Source organism: Streptomyces kronopolitis, assembly GCF_014646275.1.
GTDB classification, from domain to species: domain Bacteria; phylum Actinomycetota; class Actinomycetes; order Streptomycetales; family Streptomycetaceae; genus Streptomyces; species Streptomyces kronopolitis.
Map to the genome: position 1 here is coordinate 74728 of NZ_BMND01000011.1, position 18634 is coordinate 93361.

Annotated in this window: 16 protein-coding genes and 1 riboswitch; of the genes, 8 read left to right on the top strand and 8 right to left on the bottom strand. The window is 74.6% G+C overall.

All coding sequences use genetic code 11. The annotated features are described in order from the left end of the window. Nucleotides 1-4 precede the first annotated feature (4 nt). Both thiS and thiO read right to left on the bottom strand, forming a co-directional pair. Nucleotides 5-220, bottom strand: a complete 216-nt coding sequence (gene thiS / locus IEY78_RS14680; RefSeq protein ID WP_189098309.1) for a sulfur carrier protein ThiS — start codon at nucleotides 218-220, stop codon at nucleotides 5-7. Next, the gene (gene thiO, locus IEY78_RS14685; protein ID WP_229699955.1) at nucleotides 217-1464 is read right to left on the bottom strand and encodes a glycine oxidase ThiO; all 1248 of its coding nucleotides are present in this window, start codon (nucleotides 1462-1464) and stop codon (nucleotides 217-219) included. The genes thiS and thiO overlap by 4 nt, the downstream gene beginning before the upstream one ends. Then, a riboswitch (TPP riboswitch) is annotated at nucleotides 1462-1574 on the bottom strand. It overlaps the preceding gene by 3 nt. Nucleotides 1575-1730: 156 nt before the next feature. On the opposite strand from thiO, the gene IEY78_RS14690 reads away from it, so the two are divergent. The 5 genes from IEY78_RS14690 (at nucleotide 1731) to IEY78_RS14710 (ending at nucleotide 6621) form a co-directional block, all read left to right on the top strand. After that, nucleotides 1731-2972, top strand: coding sequence for an NAD(P)/FAD-dependent oxidoreductase (locus IEY78_RS14690; RefSeq protein WP_189098311.1), 1242 nt, complete (start codon nucleotides 1731-1733; stop codon nucleotides 2970-2972). Between the two features lie 155 nt (nucleotides 2973-3127). After that, a complete protein-coding gene (locus tag IEY78_RS14695) occupies nucleotides 3128-3493 on the top strand; it encodes an Rv2175c family DNA-binding protein (protein WP_042162000.1) in 366 nt (121 codons plus the stop codon). Between the two features lie 120 nt (nucleotides 3494-3613). Next, nucleotides 3614-4264 carry a thiamine phosphate synthase gene (thiE, locus tag IEY78_RS14700; protein WP_189098313.1) on the top strand — a complete coding sequence of 217 codons (651 nt, stop codon included), beginning with the start codon at nucleotides 3614-3616 and terminating at the stop codon, nucleotides 4262-4264. A gap of 188 nt (nucleotides 4265-4452) precedes the next feature. Continuing rightward, nucleotides 4453-5370: a methylenetetrahydrofolate reductase [NAD(P)H] gene (metF, locus tag IEY78_RS14705; RefSeq protein ID WP_189098315.1), complete on the top strand. Its 918-nt coding sequence runs from the start codon at nucleotides 4453-4455 to the stop codon at nucleotides 5368-5370. 36 nt (nucleotides 5371-5406) lie between these two features. Continuing rightward, entirely contained in the window at nucleotides 5407-6621 is a 1215-nt protein-coding gene (locus tag IEY78_RS14710) for a hypothetical protein (protein WP_189098317.1), read from the top strand. A gap of 119 nt (nucleotides 6622-6740) precedes the next feature. On the opposite strand, the gene IEY78_RS14715 is transcribed toward IEY78_RS14710, so the two are convergent. From IEY78_RS14715 to IEY78_RS14725, 3 genes are all read right to left on the bottom strand, one after another. Then, on the bottom strand, nucleotides 6741-8240 hold the full coding sequence (locus tag IEY78_RS14715; RefSeq protein WP_189098319.1) for a phytoene desaturase family protein: 1500 nt from the start codon (nucleotides 8238-8240) through the stop codon (nucleotides 6741-6743). Between the two features lie 89 nt (nucleotides 8241-8329). Beyond that, a complete protein-coding gene (locus tag IEY78_RS14720) occupies nucleotides 8330-8950 on the bottom strand; it encodes a DUF4126 domain-containing protein (protein WP_189098321.1) in 621 nt (206 codons plus the stop codon). Nucleotides 8951-9392: 442 nt separating this feature from the next. Next, complete coding sequence (locus IEY78_RS14725) at nucleotides 9393-10007, bottom strand: TetR/AcrR family transcriptional regulator (protein ID WP_189098323.1); 615 nt, start codon at nucleotides 10005-10007, stop codon at nucleotides 9393-9395. 557 nt (nucleotides 10008-10564) lie between these two features. On the opposite strand from IEY78_RS14725, the gene IEY78_RS14730 reads away from it, so the two are divergent. From IEY78_RS14730 to IEY78_RS14740, 3 genes are all read left to right on the top strand, one after another. Continuing rightward, the gene (locus IEY78_RS14730; protein WP_189098325.1) at nucleotides 10565-11050 is read left to right on the top strand and encodes an SAV_6107 family HEPN domain-containing protein; all 486 of its coding nucleotides are present in this window, start codon (nucleotides 10565-10567) and stop codon (nucleotides 11048-11050) included. A 340-nt stretch (nucleotides 11051-11390) separates the two neighbouring features. Further along, nucleotides 11391-12146 (top strand): methyltransferase, encoded by a 756-nt coding sequence (locus IEY78_RS14735; protein WP_189098327.1) that lies wholly within the window; start codon nucleotides 11391-11393, stop codon nucleotides 12144-12146. Between the two features lie 258 nt (nucleotides 12147-12404). Beyond that, nucleotides 12405-12815 (top strand): SCO2097 family morphological protein, encoded by a 411-nt coding sequence (locus IEY78_RS14740; protein WP_189098329.1) that lies wholly within the window; start codon nucleotides 12405-12407, stop codon nucleotides 12813-12815. Nucleotides 12816-13564: 749 nt separating this feature from the next. On the opposite strand, the gene IEY78_RS14745 is transcribed toward IEY78_RS14740, so the two are convergent. From IEY78_RS14745 to IEY78_RS14755, 3 genes are all read right to left on the bottom strand, one after another. Further along, on the bottom strand, nucleotides 13565-16024 hold the full coding sequence (locus IEY78_RS14745; RefSeq protein ID WP_189098331.1) for a transglutaminase TgpA family protein: 2460 nt from the start codon (nucleotides 16022-16024) through the stop codon (nucleotides 13565-13567). 118 nt (nucleotides 16025-16142) lie between these two features. Next, entirely contained in the window at nucleotides 16143-17510 is a 1368-nt protein-coding gene (locus IEY78_RS14750) for a DUF58 domain-containing protein (protein ID WP_189098333.1), read from the bottom strand. After that, nucleotides 17510-18601: an AAA family ATPase gene (locus IEY78_RS14755; RefSeq protein WP_372509020.1), complete on the bottom strand. Its 1092-nt coding sequence runs from the start codon at nucleotides 18599-18601 to the stop codon at nucleotides 17510-17512. Before IEY78_RS14755 ends, IEY78_RS14750 begins: the two co-directional genes overlap by 1 nt. Between the last annotated feature and the right edge of the window lie 33 nt (nucleotides 18602-18634).

Below are 18634 nucleotides of genomic sequence, written 5' to 3' on the forward strand. Positions count from 1 at the left end.
CGGATCAGCCTCCCTGGACTGCGGTGAGCACCTCGACGCGGTCGCCGTCGCCGAGCGGTGTGGTGGGCCACTGGGTGCGCGGCACCACGAGGTCGTTGACCGCCGCGGCCACCCCGGCGGACGCCGCGGTCAGCGTCGCGACCAGCCGGTCGAGGGTCAGCCCGCCGGCGATCTCACGGACCTCGCCGTTGACGGACACGGACACGGTGGGGGCGCTCATACGGACTGCTCCTGGAGGGCACGGGTGCGCGCGGGCCCGGGAAGACCCGGGGTGAAGCGCGCGGGGGAGAAGGGGCGGGCGACATCCGGCAGGCTCCCGGTGGCCAGCGACTCGGCCATCGCGTCACCGGTGACCGGCGTCAGCAGCACCCCGTTGCGGAAGTGACCGCAGGCCAGCTGCAGTCCGGGCAGCTCGGTCGGCCCGAGCAGCGGGGCGTTGTCGGGGGAGCCGGGACGCAGCCCGGCGCAGGTCTCGACGAGCGGCAGCTCGGTGATGCCCGGAACCAGCTCATGGGCGTCGCGCAGCAGCTCGTAGACGCCGCCCGCGGTCACCGTGGTGTCCCAGCCCAGCTCCTCGCTGGTGGCGCCCACCACCAGCTCGCCGCTCGCCCGCGGCACCAGGTAGAGCGGCCCGCCGCGCACGACGGCCCGCACGGTGCGCGACAGGAACGGCGGACTGCCGGCCGGCATGTCCGGCATCCGCAGCCGCAGCACCTGGCCCTTCACCGGCCGCACCGGCGGCAGCACCCCGGCGGGCACGCCGTCCAGCCGGCCGCTCTCGCTGCCCGCGGCCAGCACGACCTGACCGGCCGCCAGCCGTGTCCCGTCGGCGAGTTCGGCGCCGGTGGCCCGGCCGCCCTCGACCGTCAGCCGGGCCGCGCGGTCGCGGTGGAAGACCACACCGGCCCGCTCGCAGGCGACCAGCAGCGCGCTCGCCAGCCGGCGCGGATCGACCTGGTGGTCGCCGTCCACCCGCAGCCCGCCGCGCACCCCGGGAGCCAGCATCGGCTCCAGCCGGCGGCACTCGCGCCCGGTCAGCCACTGCGAGTCCAGCCCCGAGCGGGTCTGCAGGGCGTGCAGCTCGCGCAGGTGCGCACGGTCGTCGGCGTCCAGCGCGACGGCCAGGGTGCCGCACCGCCGGTAGCCGATCCGCGTCCCGGCGGCCTCCTCCAGTTCCTGGACGAACCCGGGGTAGCGTCGTGCCGAGTCCAGGTTGAGCCCCAGCAGGGTCTGCTCGCCGTAGTGGAGCTCGGTGACCGCGGCCAGCATGCCGGCCGCGACCCGGGCCGCGCCGCCCCCGGGCGCGGGATCGGCCACCGCGACGGCCATCCCGCGGCCGGCCGCCCGCCAGGCAGTGACCAGGCCGATGATGCCGCCGCCGAGCACGAGGACATCGGGGTGCGCGGCGGACGGCCGCGACGGCGCGGTGGCGGGTGTGGCAGATGGTGCGGCTGTGGACGGCATGGGCTTCCAGCCCCTCCCTTCGCCGGCATGACCCGGATCAGGTACGGACGGTCGGAGGCCGGCCAGCCTCCCTCTCAGCCCGGTGCGTCCGGGCTCCCGCGAGTGCGTGTAACCGTCACCCTAATACGGGGCCGCGACGCGCCGTAAGGCGCCGCCCCCGGTACGCCGATCGGCCCGCCTACCCCGTCCGGCAGCTGTGACGCTGTGTCAGAGATCTCCTTGCGCGCTGCTGCGGACGGCCGCACCCCCCGTCCTAGAGTGATCGGGTGAGCGAGCAGAGCACGTCCTCCCAGGCCCCTGACCGCACGCCGCGCGTCGTGATCGTCGGCGCGGGAATCGCGGGGGTGCAGACCGCGGTCGCCCTGCGCGAACAGGGCTGGCGCGGCGCCGTCACGCTCCTCGGCGACGAGCCCCACCAGCCCTACGACCGCCCGCCGCTGTCCAAGGCGGTGCTGCTGGGCAAGGCCGACGGCTCCGCCTTCGACGTCGACTTCGCCGCGCTCGGCATCGACCTGCACCTCGACCGCCCGGTCACCGCGCTGTCGCCGCAGGCCCGCCGGGTCGAGACGGCCGACGGCCCGGTCCCCTACGACTACGCGGTCCTGGCGACCGGCGCCGCCCCCGTCATGCTGCCCGGCAGCGAGGGGCTGCCCGGCGTCCATCTGCTGCGCACCCTCGACGACGCCGAGCGGCTGCGCCCGGTGCTCGCCGCCCAGCACGAGATCGTGGTCGTCGGGGCCGGCTGGATCGGCGCCGAGTTCGCGACCGCCGCCCGGGAGGCCGGCTGCGCGGTCACCGTCGTCGAGGCCGCCGACCGCCCGCTGGCCGGCGCGCTGCCGCCCGAGGTCGCCGCCCACATGGCCGGCTGGTACGCGGATGCCGGCGCCGAGCTGCGCACCGGCGCCCGGGTCGCGTCGGTCGCGCCGGGCGCGGTCACCCTCCAGGACGGCACGACCCTGCCCGCCGACGCCGTCGTCGTCGGGATCGGCGCCCGCCCCGCGACCGACTGGCTGGCCGGCTCGGGCGTCGAGGTCTCGCCCAAGGACGGCTCCGTGCTGGCCGACGGCCGGCTGCGCACCTCCGTGCCCGATGTCTACGCGGTCGGCGACTGCGCCTCCTTCCCGTCGGCCCGCTACGGCAGCCGGCTGCTGATCCACCACTGGGACAACGCCCTCCAGGGCCCCCGCACGGTCGCCGAGAACATCGTCCGCGGCGGCTCGGAGGGCCTGGTCTACGACCCCGTGCCGTACTTCTGGTCGGAGCAGTTCGGCCGCTTCGTGCAGTACGCGGGCCACCACGTCGACGCCGACGAACTGGTCTGGCGCGGCGATCCGGCCGGGGCCGCCTGGTCGGTGATCTGGCTGCGCGAGGGCCGCCTGGTGGCGCTGCTGGCCGTGGGGCGCCCGCGCGATCTGGCCCAGGGGCGCAAGCTCATCGAGCGGGGCACCGCCCTGGACCGGGAGCGGGCCGCGAACGCGTCCGTGCCGCTGAAGTCCGCGGCGCTGTAGCGGGGGCCCCCGGGATTCACGGCCGTTCACGGCCGGTCGCAGCCGTTCGGCGGCCGGTCGCGGACGGCAGCCGGCCGTCACCCTCCGGTGTGCAGCGGGCCTCTCACGGCGATGCCCGGCTTCCGGCTGTCAGTGCGAGGTGGCACGCTTGTCCTGTGACCGAGATTGACGCAAACATCGATGGACTCGTACCCGCCTGGCTCACCCTCCCCGACATCGCCGAACAGCTCGGCGTCGAGGTGACGCGCGTCCGGCAGCTGGTCAAGGAGGGCCAGCTGATCGCGGTGCGCCGCGGCGAGAACAGGGCACTGCACGTGCCCGCCGATTTCATCAAGGACGACAAGGTGGTCAAGGGCCTCGTCGGCACCCTCACCCTGCTCAAGGACGACGGCTTCACCGACGAGGAGATGCTGGAGTGGCTGTTCACCCCGGATGAGACCCTGCCCGGCACGCCCGCCCAGGCGCTGCGCGAGAATCGCGGCACGGAGGTGAAGCGCCGGGCCCAGGCGCTCGCCGTCTGACGCACCCGCCGCGGCGCGCGAGCGTCCCGCGGCCGCACCAGCATCCGTAAACCACATCCGCGGGGTGTACGGACCGGAAGGACCGGCCCGTACACCCCCGACCCGGGGGGACGCCGCCCGATGACCACCGCACGACAGGCCCTGGCCGACGCCCGGCTCTACCTGTGCACGGATGCCCGCACCCGGCAGGGCGACCTCCCGCAGTTCCTGGACGCGGTGCTCTCCTCCGGCGTGGACATCGTCCAGCTGCGCGACAAGGGCATGGAGGCCGGCGAGGAACTCCGGCATCTGGAGGTCTTCGCGGACGCCTGCCGCCGGCACGGCACACTGCTCGCGGTCAACGACCGTGCGGACGTCGCCCATGCCGCCGGCAGCGCGGTGCTCCATCTCGGCCAGGGCGATCTGCCCGTCCCGGCCGCCCGCGCCCTGCTGGGCCCCGAGGTCCTCCTCGGCCGCTCCACCCACGCCGAGGCCGAGGTGGACGCGGCGCTCGACGAGCCCGGCGTCGACTACTTCTGCACGGGCCCCTGCTGGCCCACCCCCACCAAGCCGGGGCGGCACGCCCCCGGCCTCGATCTGGTCCGCTACGCCGCGTCCCGCGCCCCCGAGCGCCCCTGGTTCGCGATCGGCGGGATCGACGCCGGAAACCTGGACGAGGTGCTGACGGCGGGCGCCCGCCGGATCGTGGTGGTCCGCGCGCTCACGGAGGCGGACGACCCGGGAGCGGCGGCCGCGGACCTCGCCAAGCGCGTCCGGGCCTGGGACGCGTAGAGCCGCTCGACCCACACGACAGGCGCCGGCGGGCCTGTTCGCCCAGGCCATCCGCGTGGGCCGCCGGCGGAAGTCTTTCCGACATCCCCGCGACCGGAAAATGTCCAACCAGTGGACACGAACCGTACGAACCAGGCATAACGCCGATCACGGTTGGTGTGGGCCCGGCCGGTGGTTAACCTGCCGGTATGGCCCTAGGTACAGCTTCCACCAGGACTGATCGCGCACGGACGGTGCGCGACCTGCTTGCCTCCGGTAAGCAGTCATATTCGTTCGAGTTCGCCGCCCCCAAGACGGAGAAGGGCGAGCGGACCCTGTGGAACGCCATTCGCCGCATCGAAGCCGTCTCGCCGACTTTCGTCTCGGTGACGTACGGCGCGGGAGGCACCTCCCGTGACGGCACGGTGCGCGCCACCGAGCGCATCGCCACCGACACCACCCTGACCCCGGTCGCCCACCTGACCGCGGTCAACCACTCCACCGCGGACCTGCGCAACATCATCGGCCAGTACGCCGACGCCGGGATCCGCAACATGCTCGCGCTGCGCGGCGACCCGCCCGGCGACCCGATGGGCGAGTGGGTCAAGCACCCCGACGGCGTCACCTACGCCGCCGACCTGGTCCGCCTCATCAAGGAGTCCGGCGACTTCTGCGTGGGCGTCGCCGCGTTCCCCGAGATGCATCCGCGCTCGGCGGACTGGGACTCCGACGTGGCGCACTTCGTCGACAAGTGCCGCGCCGGGGCGGACTTCGCCATCACCCAGATGTTCTTCTATCCCGAGGACTACTTCCGGCTGCGGGACCGGGTGACGGCCGCGGGTTGCTCCACGCCGATCATTCCGGAGATCATGCCGGTGACGAACGTGCGGCAGATCGAGCGGTTCGCTCAGCTCAGCAACGCGGCCTTCCCGCCCGAGCTGGCCGAGCGCATCCTCGCCGTCAAGGACGACCCGGCGGCGGTACGCTCCATTGGGATCGAGTACGCGACGGAACTGTGCGCGCGTCTGATGGCCGAGGATGTTCCCGGGTTGCACTTCATTACCCTGAACCACTCCACGGCGACCCTGGAAATCTACGAGAATCTGGGACTGCACCAGCAGTCCTGATCACGGTGGCCGGCGAGCGGCGGAAGAGGGGCGTATATGGGCTGGACGGTCCTCTACATCGCGTTCGGCCTGGTCGCCCTGTGGCTGCTGGGTGAGGTCCTGCTCCAGAACAAGGCGCGGCTGCGCTGGCGGTTGCTCGCCTTCGCCGGCTTCCTCGCCGTGGTCGTCGGCGTCGTCATCCCGTCGGTGCTGGTGATCGGGGCGGGCCTGGTCGCGTTCGCCATCGGGCAGACCAATGTGACGCTCTCCTTCCGCCGCGGCTTCACCACCGGCTGGGCCCTGCGCGGCAAGGACGGCAAGCCCGGCATGCCCGGAAAGCAGGGCAAGCAGGCGGAGGGCGGCCGCCGTCGCCGGGCCCGCACGACCGGCCCGGCACCCGCCGAACCGGCCCTGGAGGTCTCCGGCGTGGAGGCGGTTCAGCCCACCGACACCGACGGACGCGGCTTCGACGCCGCGGCCGTCAACCGGCTGGAGGACACCTTCGAGAGCACCGGCGGTTTCCAGAGCCGGGACATCTACGCCGCCGGGGGCGCCTCCGCCGGGCAGGGCGCCTACGCCTACGACGACGCCGACGTCTTCCGCGGGCAGGAGCAGTACCAGGGCGGGCAGCCGGACCAAAGCGCCTATGAAACCCAGCCGTTCGCCGTCCAGGACGTCTACGCGCAGGCCGACGCCACCGCCGTCTACGCCCCGCAGCCGATGCCCGACGAGACCGGCCAGTACGGCGTCTACAGCCCCGACGCCCGCGCCCAGCAGCCCGATTACCCCGCCTACGACGGCTACGACGCCTACGGTGCCGCGGCCGGGAACGCCCCGGGCGACGCCAACGGCTATGCGTACGACGCCGGTTACGGGCAGAACGCCTTCGGCCAGAACGGTGCCGGCCAGAACGTCGCCGGCCAGAACGGTGCCGGGCAGGACGCCTGGGCCGACCCCTACGCGGCCTACGGCGACCCCCTGGGCCAGCAGGCGCCCTACTCCGACCCGTACATCGGCACCCAGCAGTACGCCCCGGCCTACGACCCCTACGGGCAGCCGGACCCCTACGCCCAGTCGCCCTACGCCGCGCAGCAGGCCGCCCAGCAGTACGACGCCGAGGGCCGGCCGCTGAACCCGTACCCGGGCCAGGGCTACGGCGAGACCCCGCCCGGCGGCGTCTGGGTCCCCCAGCAGCGCGACAGCGACCTCCCGCCCGAGCAGCCGTACCCGCCCTACCAGCAGGGCTACGACGGGCAGCAGTACCGCTACTGAGCCGCCGGGGCGTCAGCCGCGCGCGGAGGCGCCGACGGCGCCTCCCGGCCGCGCCCGGCCCCGCTGACCGGTGGCGGCGCCAGGCCCTGATCCCGTCCGGACCGCCCCTCGCACGGCCGTCAGGTGGAGCCGTGCCAGTCGTCGCCGTTCACGATCAGGCCCGCGACGATCGCGCCGGACATCCCCGCATGCGCGAGCCCGCCGCCCGGGTGCGACCAGCCGCCGACCGCGTAGAGCCCCGGTATCCGGGTGCGGTTGCCGGGCCGCAGGAAGCGGCCTTCCCTCCCGGCCAGCGCCGGGCCGGCCACCAGCGTGTCGTCCGTGGGCGGCAGCACCTCCCGCCACAGCGCCCGCTCCCGCAGCCCCGGCACCGCCGCCTCGGCGATCTCGGTCATCCGCTCCGCCACGGCGGCCACGGCCGCCCCGTCCAGCCCGTGCGGAGCGACCGTCGCGGTCAGCGTCACCGCCTCATGGGCGTCGTCCGGCCGCGTGGTGGGGTCGTCCGGGCGCAGCACCGTCACCGTCGGCCGGTCACAGGGGGTCCGCGGCCCGGGGCCGTCGCCGAACACACCCGCCAACTCCGCCGCCCGGTCCGCGGCATGGACCACCGTGCGGTGCGCGGCGCCCTCGGGGCGCGCCCCGCGCACCGCCAGACAGACCGTCAGCCGCCCGGCGGCCCGCTCCCGCGGCACGGGGCGCACCTCGTCGGCGGCCCAGGGCTCGCGGCCCCCGCAGAGCCCCGCGAGCCGCCCCGGGTCGATGCCCGCGACCACGAACTCCGCCTCGGCGAACCGGCCGTCGGCCAGCTCGACGCCCGCCACCCGGCCGTCCTTCTCCACGATGCCGGTCACCTCGGCGCCGAAGCCGAACTCCACCTTGCGCGCCAGACAGCGTGCGTACACCGCGTCGGCCAGCGCGCGCAGGCCGCCGCGCGGATACCAGCTGCCGAAGGTCTGCTCCATGTACGGCAGCACGGCGGCGCTCGCCGGGGCGCCGCGCGGGTCGAAGCCGTAGGCCAGCGCATGGCTCTCCAGCAGCGCGACCAGCCGCGGATCGGCCAGCTCGCGGCGGGCCACCTCGGCGAGGGTCGCCGTCGTGGGGCCCTTGCCCCGGCCGAACAGCCCGCGCCGGCGCACCGCCGGATACGGATCGCGCCCCAGCACCCGCCAGTCCGGCCACAGCGGCTCCTCCAGGAGCGGACGGCGGGTGGCGTCCCAGGCCTCGCGGGCGCGGCCCACCAGGGCGCTCCAGCGCTCCCCGGCGCCCGCGCCCAGCGCCTCGTCCAGGGCCGCCAGCACGCCGGCCCGCGAGGCGTTCGGCAGCGACACGGCCGTGCCGTCGGCGAAGACATGGCGGCCGGCGGGGTCGACCTGGGACAGCTCGACGCGGCTCTCCAGCGACTCCTTGCCGGTCTTGAGGAACAGGTCCCGATAGACGGCCGGCAGATGCAGCAGACCGGGCCCCGTGTCGAACGTGAAGCCGTCCCGCTCCAGCCGCCGCACCGCACCGCCGTGCGTCGCGCCGCGCTCGAACACCGCCACCCGGTGGCCCGCGACGGCCAGCCGGGCAGCGGCCGCCATCGCGCTCATCCCGGCGCCGATCACCGCAATCCGTGCCATGCCTGCGACTTTATCCGCAGCCACTGACAACGCCCGCACGGCCGCCGGCGGACCGGGCAGCGGCCCCCGCCCCCGGCCGGTACGAAGCCTCAGACCGCCGGCGGCACCGCGCCACCCGCCGTCGCGAACCGCTTCTCCTCGCGCCGCTGCCGCCGGCGCCGGAGGTACCGGCGGATCCGCGACCACAGGAACACCACCACCGCGATCCCCGCGGCCAGCAGCGCCCCCGCGATGCCCGCGGCCGCCACCGGATGGAACAGCGCGAAGGCGACCAGCCCGGCGACGCCAAGATCCTCGGCCAGGCTCAGCACGATGTTGCTGGCCGGCTCCGGCGAGGTGTTGACCGCGATCCGGGTGCCCGCCTTGACCAGATGGCTCACCAGCGCCGTCGAGCCGCCGACCGCGCCCGCCGCCAGCTGGGGCAGCGACCCGTCGTGCCCGGCCAGCAGCGCCGCCACCACGCCACCGGCGACCGGCCGGATCACCGTGTGCACGGCGTCCCAGACCGAGTCCACGTACGGGACCTTGTCGGCCACCGCCTCACACAGGAACAGGACGCCCGCCACGAGCAGCACATCGGGGCGCTGCAACGCCGCGGGCACCCCCTCGCCGACGCCGGTCGCGCCGAGCAGGCCGAGGACGAGGACGACGGCATAGGCGTTGATCCCGCTCGCCCAGCCACTGGTGAACACCAACGGAAGTACGGACACGCCGAAGAGCGTAGGGCCCCGGCTGGGGGCGGGTGCTCAGGATTGAGTATCCGTACTCAGACTCCGAGATGAGTAGGTACGCGGATGGGCCGCCGCCCGCCCGGACGGAAGAGTGGGGACCACGGAAGGGCAGCGGTGCCGCACCGCCGACACGGGGCGGCGGAACGGCGCGGCTCCCGGACGTGACGGGGGATACGGGGGAGCACGGGGGAAGCGCTGTCCTGGTCGGATCGAAGGGGGAACGATCTGCGCCAGGGCAGCGCGCTTTTTTGCGCGGATCCACGGGGGGAGAACGGAGGCGCGCCGTACCTGACCAGGGCGGCGCGCCTCCGCTTCTGCACGGCAGCCCCACCGTGGCCACGGGGCCCGGACTGCGGCGTTCGGCGAAGGGCCCCACCGGGCAAGCGGGACGTTGCAGACTGCCTCTAGGGGGTGTCTGTCGTCAGGCGTTCCGGCCGCCCACTCGCCCCTGGAGCAGCCGCGACAGCGCCGCGTGCACCTCGTCGATCGACCGGTCCGGCTGGTAGGACTGCCAGTCCAGGGCGGCCACCAGCACCATCCCGAACAGGGCCGAGGCGGTCAGCGGAATATCGATCTCCGCGCTCAGCTCCTCCCGCGCCACCGCCTCGCGCAGCACGTTCTCCACCACCGTGATGGCCCGCTCGCGCACCACCATCAGCGTCGACTGCCAGGCCCGGTTGGTGCGCCACAGCTCGGCCACGTACAGCTGGGTGAGGGCCGGGTAGCGGGAGATGAAGTCCAGGCCGGCCCGGATCATCGCGTCCAGTGCGTCGATCCGGCTGCCGCCCCGGCCGGTGACCTCGTCGGCGGCCGTCTGCAAGGAGGTCGCCAGCAGCTCGATGCCGTGCCGCAGCAGCTCCTCGAAGAGAACGTTCTTGCTCGCGAAGTTGTAATACACCGTGCCCTTCGCGACGCCCGCCCGTTCGGCGATCTCGTCCACCGTGGTGGAGGAGAAGCCCTGTTCGGCGATGAGCGTGACCGCGGCCTCGAAGAGCTTGCGCCGGGTGGCGTCGCGGCGTGAGTGGGAGCTGTCCATGGGGGCGATTCTGCCGCTCCCGGGGGAGCGATGTGCGACACGACGGGAGCTGCGGCGGGGGTGTGGTCCCGGGTGAGGAGCGGCTCGGGGCGGCTCCTCCTGCGTGCCGGTGCCGTGCGCTCGTCGTCTGCTCGTGGTCCGTCGGGGTTCGCTGCATACCCGTGCGCGTCGTCGTGCTCGCCGCCGCAGCCGCAGGGAGCTGCCGAACCGGACGTTTGGCAGGGCCCGTTCTCGTAGGTTCCCGCATACCGGCGGGCCGGATCGAGTGCGGTGAGCCCGGGCACGTGGGCGAGCGGGGTGACGGACCGGTCCGCGGAGATCCTCTTCGGCAGCGGCACCTCTCTTGAGCTAACTGGTCAGTTCGAAAATGTCGGCATCCCACAGCCGGTTCCGCGAGGTGCTCGGGGGTGCCGTCTCGACAGCCGCCCCGAAATCCTCCCCTTTCTGCTGAAAGTGCAGGTCAGGGCCGATTGTCAGTGGCGTACGTCACGATGGGTTCACGTGGTCCCGAATCGGCATCCGGTCCTGAACCGGCATGCGACGACAGGAGGTTCGTCATGGCAGCAAGTCCCCACAGGGGCAGCTCCGCTGCGTACGGTCCCCCGAGCGATGTCCACCCCGTCCTGCGGCGGGCGACCGCACCACCCGCCGCCCTCGATCTGCTCGCTCAGGCCCAGCAGGGCCTGGTAGAAGCACAGACCCTGGAAACCCCCAACGAACGGTTCGCCACGGCCCATCTGGCCGCGTTGCGCACGGCCGCCGCCGTCCTCGCCGTCCGCGGGCGGCCTGAGACCACCGCGCGCCGCAGGCAGAGGATCCGCAGTGCCTGGGAGGTCCTCCCCGAGGTCGCTCCCGAACTCACCGAATGCAGCGCGCTCTTCGCCGCCGGCGCGGAGCGCCGCGCGAAGGCCGAGGCAGGCATAGCCGGCGCGGCCGGCCGCCGCGACGCCGATGACCTTCTGCGAGACGTCGCACTGTTCCTGCGCCTGGTGGAGCGGATGCTGCTCGTCCAGCCCGCGCTGCCACCCCAGCGCGCGGGGTAGGGAGCGCCGACGCCATCCGGCGCCAAGGGGGGTGGGGCAGGGGTGGGGTGGGGAGGGGGAGGGCCCCGGGGGAGGGGGAGGGAGAGGGGAGGAAGGCCCCCGGGCCGCCCCCCCCGCACTCGCCCCGCCCCGCGCTGTCCCCGCTGGCCCCGCGCCCGTCCCCCCCCCGGATCCCGCGCCGTCCCGCCCTGCCCCACGCCGTCCCGCCCCTGCGCCGTCCCGCGACGTACGGCTCCGCAGGCGGCAGGTCGGTGGAGGCGGCGGAGGCGGTGGAGGCGGCCGGACGGAATAGGGTGGTGGGCGCCTAGACGTTCATGCCCCCGCCGAGGAGCCACCCGCCGTGTCTGACCCGCTGCGCCCCCGCGCATCCCTTCGTACCGCCGTGGTCTGGGAGGTCCTCAAGGACGCCCTGGAACGCCGGGTCAAGACCGCCGGGCGCGATGTCCTGGACGTCCTCGACACCGGCGGCGGCACCGGCAACTTCGCCGTGCCGGTCGCCCGCCTCGGCCACCGCGTCACGGTCGTCGACCCCAGCCCCAATGCCCTCTTCGCCCTGGAGCGCCGGGCCGCCGAGGCAGGCGTTGCCGATCGGGTACGCGCGGTCCAGGGTGACGCCCACGGCCTCTTCGACGTCGTCGAGCGCGGCGGCTACGACACCGTGCTCTGCCACGGCGTGCTGGAGTACGTCGACGACCCGGCCGAGGGCGTCCGCAACGCCGTCGACGCGCTGCGTCCGGCCGGCACCCTCAGCCTGCTCGCGGCCGGCCTGGGCGGCGCCGTCCTCGCCCGCGCCCTCGCGGGCCACTTCCACGAGGCCCGCCACGCCCTGACCGACCCGACCGGACGCTGGGGCGAGGGCGACCCGGTCCCGCGCCGCTTCACCGCCGAGCAGCTCACCGACCTGGTGTCCGCCACCGGTCTGCGGGTCGGCGCGGTCCACGGCGTGCGGGTCTTCGCCGATCTGGTCCCCGGGGTGCTGGTCGACACCGAGCCGGGCGCCATGGAGGCCCTGCTGAAGCTCGAAGCGGCCGCCGCGGAGCAGCCCGCCTTCCACTCGGTGGCCACCCAGCTGCACGTCCTCGCCGAGCGCGACTGACCCACGCGGCTCGGCCGACTACCGCGTGCAGTCGGCCACAGACCACCCGATCAGCCCCTTCGCCCCGTATGATCGGGGTACGACGTTCCGGCATGACGGACAGGCGGTTGGGGAATGCAGGCAGCATCACCCCCGGTCGTCTCGGCGGCCCGGACAGTGAACTGGCGTCGAGGGGCGGGTTTCACGGGGGCGATTCCCTGCCTATCCTGAAAGGGTCGCACCCGGTCGCCCCCCGCGACCGACGAGTAGGAGGACTCCGTGCCGCTCTCGGAGCACGAGCAGCGCATGCTCGAGCAAATGGAGCGAGCGCTGTACGCCGAAGATCCCAAGTTCGCGACAGCGCTTGAGGGAAGCGGGCTGCGCACGTACACCCGGCGACGGGTCTACCAAGCGGTCGCGGGCTTCCTGGTGGGTATCGCCCTGCTCATGGCCGGCATGGTCGCGCAGCAGATCTGGATCAGTGTCGTGGGCTTCCTCGTCATGCTCGGCTGCGCGGTGCTGGCAGTCACCGGCTGGCGCAAGGCCCCCCGGCAGGGCCAGCAGCAAGCCCGCGCGGGTTCCGCGGGCGGCACCGGCGCACCGGCGCACCGGCCCCGGCAGCGTCGCTCGATGATGAACCGCATCGAGGACCGCTGGCAGCGCCGCAGGGACGAGCAGCAGGGCCACTGAGCCGACGGATCGCCAGATCACCACAGCGACGGACCTCCCGGGGACTCTTCGGAGTCCCCGGCTTCGTCTCCGGCCCCCGTGAGCCACTTTTCACGCACTTGAAGCGGCCTTTCCGGCCGCTTTCAGGCGTTTCCGGGGCTCCGCCTTCCTGGCCCTCCGGTCCTCCGCCCCAGTGCCGTCGGGGGTGGGCCGACGGACGGGGCGGGACGTGGGCCGACTGACGGTGCGGGGCGGGGCCGGGCGTGGGTCGACTGATGGTGCGGGGCGGGGCGGTACGGCTTCGCGCCGAGACCCCGCGTCACGCTTGGCTGCCTGCTGCCTGCTGCCTGCTGCCTGCTGCCTGCTGCCTGCTGCCTGTGCCCCGCTGCCCCAGGAGACCGCCGCCCGGGGCGTGGACGGGGAGCGGCTCCTTCTCCCGTGGGGAGCCCACTGCCGACCGATGAGCCGACGGCCCGCTCTGCGCCGAGGCTTGGGCACTGCGCCGGTGTGCCGGTGCGCCAGCTTGCCGGGTCGCTGGTTCGTTCATTGGACGGCTCGACAGCTCGACGGCCCAGCGTTCCGAAGGCGCGGAGCCCACGAGCCGGACCCCTGGGCCAGGAGACCGGCCCCCACCGCCCGCACCGTGGACCGCGCCCCGCCGACTCCCCACCCGACCGGCCCTGCGCAGACCCAGCCCTTTACGCAGCAGCCCTTCACCCAGCACAGCGCCCGGGGCGCCCCGTCGGGACCCGCACGCTCACCAACGGCCGCTACGCCCCCTGACTTCCCTGACGGCCCTGCCTGCCCTGACGGCCTCCCGGCCGGAGAGTCGCCACCGTTCGCCGTATCAGGGCCACCGGGCGGCTGGTGCGGCACCGGAGCAAGAGGGCCGCACAGCGGGCGGACCAGGCGTGGGTCAGGCGGGCCGCCGAGCGCGGGGCCAGCCGGGCGCGCAGCCGGACAGCACGGGGTGCGCCGGACCGCAACCCGGACCGGACCAGCTGTACCTCCGCGGCGAGCCCGGGCACCGGCTGCGGATGCGGGGCGTACAGGACCTGTTCGACCGCGGCCGCGACGCGCTGGGCGGCCGCGGCGGGCTCCGGTGGCAGTGCCCCGACGCTGATGATCCGCGCCGCCGCCTTGCGCGGGGTCAGCGATTCGTCCGGCAGGATGCCCACGTCCCAGGCGGTGTCCAGCAACTCCCGCCAGGCGGCGAGGGTCCCCGCCACCAGGTCCTCGTCACCGGCCGTGGCGGCCAGGCGCCCCGCGCGGATCCGCACCCGCCACAGCAGCGGGACGGCGGGCAGCAGCATGACCAGCAGGGCGGCCGACACGATGCCGGCGATCACCCAGGGCGACGTGCCGCCCCCCGACGGGCCGGCGCCGGACTCCGCGGGAAGGGTGACGCAGGCCGATCCGCTGCCGGCCCGCTGGGCGTCCGGGCCGCAGGAGGGGGCCGCGGTCGGACCGTCGTCCGAGGGGGCGGCCGACCGGGAGGGTGCGGGGGCCGGGTCGCCGGGGTCGGCCGGGGCGGAGGCGTCGGGGTAGGCGTAGTCCGGGATGCTGCCGCGGCTCGGGGTCGGCTCGAAGCGGGTCCAGCCGACGCCCTGGAAATACAGCTCGGGCCAGGCGTGGGCGTCCTTGAGGCCGACCGAGGTCGTGCCGTCGGGCTGCTTGGTGCCGGGGGTGAAGCCCACCGCGACCCGGGCCGGGATGCCCAGCGTCCGGGCCATCGCCGCCATCGAGAAGGAGAAGTGGACGCAGAAGCCCTCCTTCTGCCGCAGGAACCGGGCGATGGCCTCGGAGCCGCTGCCGGCCCGGACTTCGGTGTTGTAGGTGAAGCCGCCGTCGAGCGCGAACCAGTCCTGGAGCTTGACGGCCTTGGCGTAGGCGTTCGGTGCGCCGTGGGCGACCCGGCGGGCGGTGCTGCGCACGACCGGGGGCAGGGAGCCGGGGACCTTGGTGTACTCGCGCAGCAGCTTGGCGGGCGGTGCCGGGGCGGCGGCCAGCTGCCGGGACGTGGGCCGCACCTGGAGGCTTTCGACCTGGTACTGCAGGCTGTGGGTGTTCTGGCCGCGGTCCCCGACGAGTGTGCGGCCCTGGGGCTCGAAGCGCCAGCGCCCGGAGATGTCCACCTTGGACGCCGGGTAGGGGAGCGGCAGCCAGTTCTGGGCGTACCACCCGGCGGTCGAGATGGAGGTGTTGACGTGGTCGAGGGCGACCGAGGAGCTGAGGCCGGGCGGCCGCGGCAGCCGCTCGGGGACGTCCGTGACCGTCCGCTCGGAGGGCTTCCACGTCGTGCCGTCGAACTGGTCCAGGGCGACGATCCGCAGATACATGTCGCGGGAGTCGGTGGCGGTCGTGCGGTAGTTGAGGACTTCCTTGTCCACGGGCTGGTTGAGGCTGTCCTGCAGCGACACCAGCGGGTTGACCGCGGAGATCGTGCCGCCGCCGCTGCCCGGCCCCACGCCGTTGGCGCCGGCGCCGAACAGCCCGCCGCCCAGGGAGGGGAGCAGCGCGGGCACCGCCACCGCGATACCGAGCACCAGCGCGCCGATCCTGCGGCCCGTCCGCACGGGGGCGGGTGAGGGGCCGCCGGCGCCGGCGAAGCCCCGTACGCGGTCCGGGCTGCCCGGCCCGCCGAACACCCGGCCCCACTGGGAGAGCCGGTCGCGGCCCTCGGCCAGCAGGAGCAGCAGATAGCCCGCGGCCGCGATCAGGAACCGCAGCCAGCCCGCGCCGCCCTGGGACAGGCCCGCCGCCACCGAGTAGAGCGCCAGCAGCGGCAGTCCGGCGGGCGCGGCGCTGCGGTAGGTGACCGCCAGCGCGTCCACCAGCAGGCCTATCAGGAGCACCCCGGCGATCAGCAGCAGCCGGATGCCGGGGGTGACGGGGGCGGGGATGGCGTAGCGGCCGGCGTCCCGCAGGCCGTCGTGCAGCAGCCGGCCGAATTCCGCGACGGCCTCCGGGCCCGGCAGCACGCCGAGGATCGCCTCGCCCGGCGCGAAGAACACCGTCAGCAGCAGCACGGCGACCAGGGCCTGAGCGCCGATGACCAGCGGCCCGGCGAGGGGGGCCCGGCGCGCGGCCGCACCCACCCCGGTCACGACGGCCAGCAGGGCGGCCGCCTGGATCATCCAGGTGAGCGGGTCCACCAGCGGGAGCAGCGCGCCGGCGGCACACAGGGTGGCCACCGCCGCGCACAGCGCCAGCCGCGCCCGGCCGCTCATGCGCCTGCCCCCTTACGTCCCGGGCGGACCGGGAACGGCACGCACCGCCCGCCGCACCCTCCGCCGCGGGGCGGCACCGTCCGCCGCTCCCGCACCCCGCCACGCCTCGGGCTCCTGTTCATGACCAGCCCCCTGCCGGCGTCCGCACCGCGTCCGATTCCGCATCCGCCGGGCGCGGCCCGGATCCCGCACGCCAGAGGTCGGCGAGGGTGTCCCCGGGGGCCACCGGCAGCGCCTTCCAGCCCGCCTCCCGCAGCAGCCGCAGCCGCTCGGCCATCGGGACCTGGCCGGCCGAGAACCCGATGCCACCGGGGCCGCGGGTCCAGGCGTCGCCGTCCAGGACGAACGCGAGGGCCGCTCCGCAGCGCTGCCGCATCCGCCCGGCCACCGCCGCCTGCCGCTCGTCGAGGTCGCCGAAGAAGGCGACCAGCAGCCCTTCGCCGCCGCGCAACACGTCGTACGCCCCCGACAGGCCCTCCTCCTCGGACTGCTCCACGACGGCGAGGGTGTCCAGCATCAGGCCCGCGGCATCGGCCGGTTCCGTGCCGCCGCCGAAGCCGCCGGTGCCGTCGGGGCCCGGGACACAGGTGCCGGTGTCGGTCAGCAGCCGCACCGAGAAGCCGCGCTCCAGCAGATGCGCCGCGCTCGACGCGGCGGCCGTCACCGCCCATTCGAAGGCCGAGTCGGGACCCGCGCCCGGGTGGGCCGCCGCGCGGGTGTCGAGCAGGATCGTGCAGCGGGTCTTCTGCGGCTGCTCCTCCCGGCGGACCATCAACTCGCCGTGGCGCGCGGTGGAGCGCCAGTGGACCCGGCGCAGATCGTCGCCGTGCCGGTAGCCGCGCGGGATGACGTCGTCCTCACCGGCCAGTGCGGGCGAACGCTGCCGCCCCTCGCCGTGGCCGGCCGCCTCGCCCGCCAGGCGCACCGGCGGCAGCGGCTCGACGCGCGGTACCACCGTGAGGGTGTCGCAGGTGCTGAACGCGCGGGTCAGCTCGCACATCCCGAACGGGTCGGACAGGCGCAGCTGCAGCGGTCCCAGCGGATAGCGGCCGCGCAGGTCGGAGCGGACACGGTAGGAGACCTCACGGCGGCCGCCGGCCTCGACCCGGTCCAGCACGAACCGGGGCCGCGGCCCGAGGACGTACGGCACGCGGTCCTGGAGCATCAGCACCCCCGTCGGCAGCCGGGAGACGTTCTCCATCCGCAGCCGGACCCGGGACTCGGCGGCCACGGGCACCCGGGCCGGGGAGAGCGTGCGGCTGCCCGCGACGCGGTAGCGGGTGCGGTGCAGGACCAGGACGCACACCAGCGGCAGCGCGGCGAGCAGCAGCCCGACCCGCAGCAGGTCCGGCTGTCCGAGGAGGAAGGAGCACACCGCGGCGGCCATCCCGGCGGCCAGGAACGATCTGCCGCGCGTCGTCAGCCCCCCGAGCGCCGCCCGCAGTCCGTCCCGCTCCGGTGTCCCCCCGCTGCCCCCCTCGGTCATCACAACCCCCGTACCCCGGGCGGCCGCTGACCGGGTGTGCGCCATGGCTGCGCGGACGGGTCGGGGACCGGGACGCGCTGCACGATCTCCCGGACGATCTGCTCGGCGCTGCGGCGGTTCAACTGGGCCTGGGCCGTGGGCAGCAGCCGGTGGGTGAGCACCGGCACCGCGAGGGCCTGGACGTCGTCCGGCAGGGCGTACTCCCGGCCCAGGAGCGCGGCGGAGGCCTTGGCGGCGCGCAGCAGATGCAGGGTGGCGCGCGGTGAGGCGCCGAGCCGCAGCTCGGGGTGGCTGCGGGTGGCCGCGACCAGGTCCACGGTGTACCGGCGGACCGCCTCGGCGACATGGACCTCGCGCACGGCTTCGGTGAGCTTGACGATCTCGTGGGCGTGCGCGACCGGCTGGAGGTCGTCCAGGGGCGAGGCGCCGCCGTGCACGTCCAGCATCCGGAGCTCGGCAGCCGGGCTGGGGTAGCCGATCGACACCCGCGCCATGAAGCGGTCCCGCTGGGCCTCGGGGAGGGGGTAGGTGCCCTCCATCTCGACCGGGTTCTGGGTGGCGATCACCATGAACGGGCTGGGCAGCTCGTAGGTCTGCCCGTCCATCGTGACCTGGTGCTCCTCCATGGACTCCAGGAGCGCGGACTGCGTCTTGGGCGAGGCGCGGTTGATCTCGTCGCCGATCACGATCTGGGAGAAGATCGCACCGGGCTTGAACTCGAACTCCCGCTGCTGCTGGTCGAAGATGCTGACGCCGGTGATGTCGGAGGGCAGCAGGTCCGGGGTGAACTGGATGCGCCGCACCGAGCAGTCGACGGAGCGGGCCAGCGCCTTGGCGAGCATGGTCTTGCCGACGCCGGGCACGTCCTCGATGAGGAGGTGCCCCTCGGCCAGGAGCACGGTCAGCGCGAGCCGTACGACCTCCGGCTTGCCCTCGATCACGCTCTCCACCGACCGGCGGACCCGCTCCGCGGTGGTGGTCAGATCTCCGCGCGCGCCGGGCTCTTCCCCCACCCGCGGCTCCGCCCGGGCGGGGGGAGCCCCGTACGCGGGCGGACCCCCAAGGCTCGCTCGATCGTCATACGCCGTCACTCGGCCCTCCTCGGCCCCGTGCCACGGGCAGGG

What these genes read in the sequence shown, in the direction of transcription:
- thiS (WP_189098309.1), bottom strand. Translation starts at nt 220, where the DNA reads ATGAGCGCCCCCACCGTGTCCGTGTCCGTCAACGGCGAGGTCCGTGAG.
- thiO (WP_229699955.1), bottom strand. Translation starts at nt 1,464, where the DNA reads ATGCCGTCCACAGCCGCACCATCTGCCACACCCGCCACCGCGCCGTCG.
- thiE (WP_189098313.1), top strand. Translation starts at nt 3,614, where the DNA reads ATGACCACCGCACGACAGGCCCTGGCCGACGCCCGGCTCTACCTGTGC.
- metF (WP_189098315.1), top strand. Translation starts at nt 4,453, where the DNA reads ATGGCCCTAGGTACAGCTTCCACCAGGACTGATCGCGCACGGACGGTG.
- IEY78_RS14710 (WP_189098317.1), top strand. Translation starts at nt 5,407, where the DNA reads ATGGGCTGGACGGTCCTCTACATCGCGTTCGGCCTGGTCGCCCTGTGG.
- IEY78_RS14715 (WP_189098319.1), bottom strand. Translation starts at nt 8,240, where the DNA reads ATGGCACGGATTGCGGTGATCGGCGCCGGGATGAGCGCGATGGCGGCC.
- IEY78_RS14725 (WP_189098323.1), bottom strand. Translation starts at nt 10,007, where the DNA reads ATGGACAGCTCCCACTCACGCCGCGACGCCACCCGGCGCAAGCTCTTC.
- IEY78_RS14730 (WP_189098325.1), top strand. Translation starts at nt 10,565, where the DNA reads ATGGCAGCAAGTCCCCACAGGGGCAGCTCCGCTGCGTACGGTCCCCCG.
- IEY78_RS14745 (WP_189098331.1), bottom strand. Translation starts at nt 16,024, where the DNA reads ATGAGCGGCCGGGCGCGGCTGGCGCTGTGCGCGGCGGTGGCCACCCTG.
- IEY78_RS14750 (WP_189098333.1), bottom strand. Translation starts at nt 17,510, where the DNA reads ATGACCGAGGGGGGCAGCGGGGGGACACCGGAGCGGGACGGACTGCGG.